The following is a 2,811-nucleotide window of genomic DNA, read 5'->3' on the forward strand; positions in this document are numbered from 1 at the left end:
GGGGGAATCCTGAATCTCGAAAACCGCAACACGCTCTAAGCGTCCCGACGGCGCAGGCCTAAGGTCGGGTCGGTTTGAGCAGCGATTTGAGCGTGGCTGCCGGGTTTTCGGCGGACCAGATCTCGGCCCCAATTCCTAAGAAATCCGTGACCGGGGTCAGGTCGGCAATCAACGTTTCCGTCAGCCCCCCCTCGGCGACGATGGGCACCTCGATCACCTCCGACCACCAGGCAAAAAGATCGCGCTCGGCCTGCGCCCCGGTGCCGAGGGCGGTTTCACCCACAGGTCCGAACGCCACATAATCCGCGCCCGCCTCACCGGCAGTCATGCCCTCATGTCGCGAGGTGCCGCAGAACGTCCCGACGATCGCATCCGCCCCCAATGCCTTGCGGGCTTCGCGCAGATTGCGCGCGCCGTCAGTCAGGTGCACCCCGTCGAGCCCATGCCGTTCGACGAGCTTCAGATGGGTTTCGATCACCACGGCCACGTCGCGGTCATGCGCGACCTGCCGCACCGCATCCGCGGCCCGTCCGATCCGGTCCTCATCGCCACCGGCCAATGCAAGGCGGATACAGGCGATCCCCTCTGCATCGAGAACGGCGGCCAGACGGTCGGGGAAGACCTCCAGATCGAAATCAGGGGGCGTGATGAGGTAGATCTGCGGGCGGTCGTTTTCGGCCATTGTCGGCTCCGGGGTGTCACGGGTTCGGTGCCGATTAGCGCAGAATGCACGGTTTGGCTACGGGGGGCGTCACTTGGCGGGCAAGGTTTTCATGACTGTGCGGGGCAAGTGCCGGACCCTGGGTCAGCCCCCGCCGTGCCATTGCATGACCGCCGCCTTGCGATAAATGCCCGGCCAAAGTATCAGGCGCCCGACCTCAGGGGATTGTACCGATGCCAGACCTTCAGCCTGCCTTCATCCTCGTCCGGCCGCAGATGGGCGAGAATATCGGTGCCGCTGCCCGCGCCATGCTGAATTTCGGCCTCAGCCATATGCGGCTGACCGATCCGCGTGACGGCTGGCCCAATCCGCGTGCGGTGGCCATGGCATCGGGCGCTGCGGGCAAGGTGCTGGACCATGCCGGGGTTTTTGAAACGCTTCCCGAGGCGATCCATGATTGTGCCTATGTCTTCGCCACCACGGCCCGCTCGCGCGACCTGACCAAGCCGGTGATGACACCGGAACGGGCCATGGAACATGCCCGTGCGCTCTCAGCTTCCGGCCAGAAGGTCGGCATTCTCTTCGGCCCCGAACGCGCTGGGCTGGAGAATGAGGATATCTCCCGCGCCAATGCGATCATCTCAATCCCGGTGAATCCGGAATTCGCCTCGCTCAACCTCGGGCAGGCGGTGCTGCTTTGCGCCTATGAATGGCGCAGACAGGGCGATGCGACCCCGCCCGAGGTGCTGGAACTGGCGGGAACCGAACTCGCCTCGGCGATCGAGATTGAGAAGCTGGGCGATCACTATGAAGAACGGCTGGAAGAGGCCGGATACTTCTTTCCTGACACCAGGGTCGCGGGGATGAAGCTGACGCTTCGCAATTTCTGGAGCCGGATGCCGCTGACCCGGGCCGATGTGCAGACCCTGCACGGGATACTGCGCCAGATCCTGCGCAAGCGCGACGGCTAGGACGGGTCTTCCCCTGCCCGCAGGGATGCCGTTTACTTCCCATAATGGCAAAGCTATCTCTCGGACGACCCTGTGACATTGTCGCAAGGTCTGCCGCTGCTCTCCACACCGGGGTGCCGGCTCGGCTGGAAGACCTGCCATGGCCCGGTACGCCCTTGCCGGTTGGCGGGATGTCGGGAAGGATGAGAGTGGAGTGAACAATGACATCCCTGGACATGACGTTCGTGCGCAGCCAGTTTCCGGCCTTCGCGTCGGCAGGCCTGCAGGACAAGGCGTTCTTTGAAAACGCGGGCGGCTCATATGCCTGTCAGCCGGTGATCGACCGGTTGACGCGGTTCTACACCGAGCGCAAGGTGCAGCCCTACGGACCCTATGCCGCGTCGGCCGCGGGCGGGGAAGAGATGGACGAGGCGCGCAAGCGACTGGCCGCGATGATGGGCGTGAAGCCCCATGAGGTCAGCTTCGGCCCCTCGACCACCCAGAACACCTATGTGCTGGCGCAGGCCTTTCGGCGGCATCTGAAACCGGGTGAGGCGATTGTTGTCACGGATCAGGATCATGAGGCCAATTCCGGCCCCTGGCGACGGCTGGGGGAAGAAGGCGTCGAGATCCGCGAATGGAAGATCGACCCGGTGACAGGTCACCTCGACCCGGCGCGGCTGGCCCCCCTTTTGGCCGATGGCAAGGTGCGGCTGGTCTGCTTCCCGCATTGCTCGAACGTCGTGGCCGAGATCAATCCGGTGGCCGAGATCACCGCGATGGCCCATGCGGCGGGGGCGGTCACATGTGTCGATGGCGTCAGCTACGCGCCGCATGGACTGCCGAATGTGGCCGGTCTGGGGGCGGATATCTACCTTTTCTCGGCCTACAAGGTTTACGGGCCGCATCAGGGCATCATGGTGATCCGCGAAGATCTGGGGATGTGCCTGCCCAATCAGGGGCACTATTTCAACGGCGAGGCGCTTTACAAACGCTTCACCCCCGCCGGTCCCGATCACGCGCAGGTCGCGGCCTCTGCCGGGATCGCGGATTATTTCGACGCGCTTCATGCGCATCATTTCGACGCCGAACCGGATGCCGCGACACGGGCGGCAATGCTGCACGATCTGATGCGGCAGCACGAGGTGGCGGTGTGCCAGCCGCTGCTCGACTATCTCGGCTCGCGGAACGACCTGCGGC

3 protein-coding genes are annotated in these 2,811 nt (G+C 64.3%); 2 read left to right on the forward strand and 1 reads right to left on the reverse strand.

The window, feature by feature from the left end:
- Positions 1 to 58: 58 nt before the first annotated feature.
- On the reverse strand, positions 59 to 682 hold the full coding sequence (locus WBB85_RS16530) for a thiamine phosphate synthase (RefSeq protein WP_432639694.1): 624 nt from the start codon (positions 680 to 682) through the stop codon (positions 59 to 61).
- A 212-nt stretch (positions 683 to 894) separates the two neighbouring features.
- Here WBB85_RS16530 and WBB85_RS16535 point away from each other — a divergent pair, with 212 nt between their 5' ends.
- Positions 895 to 1,632 (forward strand): RNA methyltransferase, encoded by a 738-nt coding sequence (locus tag WBB85_RS16535; protein ID WP_432639695.1) that lies wholly within the window; start codon positions 895 to 897, stop codon positions 1,630 to 1,632.
- 200 nt (positions 1,633 to 1,832) lie between these two features.
- Positions 1,833 to 2,811, forward strand: a 979-nt coding sequence (locus WBB85_RS16540; RefSeq protein WP_432639696.1) for an aminotransferase class V-fold PLP-dependent enzyme, incomplete at its 3' end; no start/stop codon positions are given.

This window comes from Albidovulum sp. (genome assembly GCF_049646345.1).
In the GTDB taxonomy this organism is placed as follows: domain Bacteria; phylum Pseudomonadota; class Alphaproteobacteria; order Rhodobacterales; family Rhodobacteraceae; genus Albidovulum.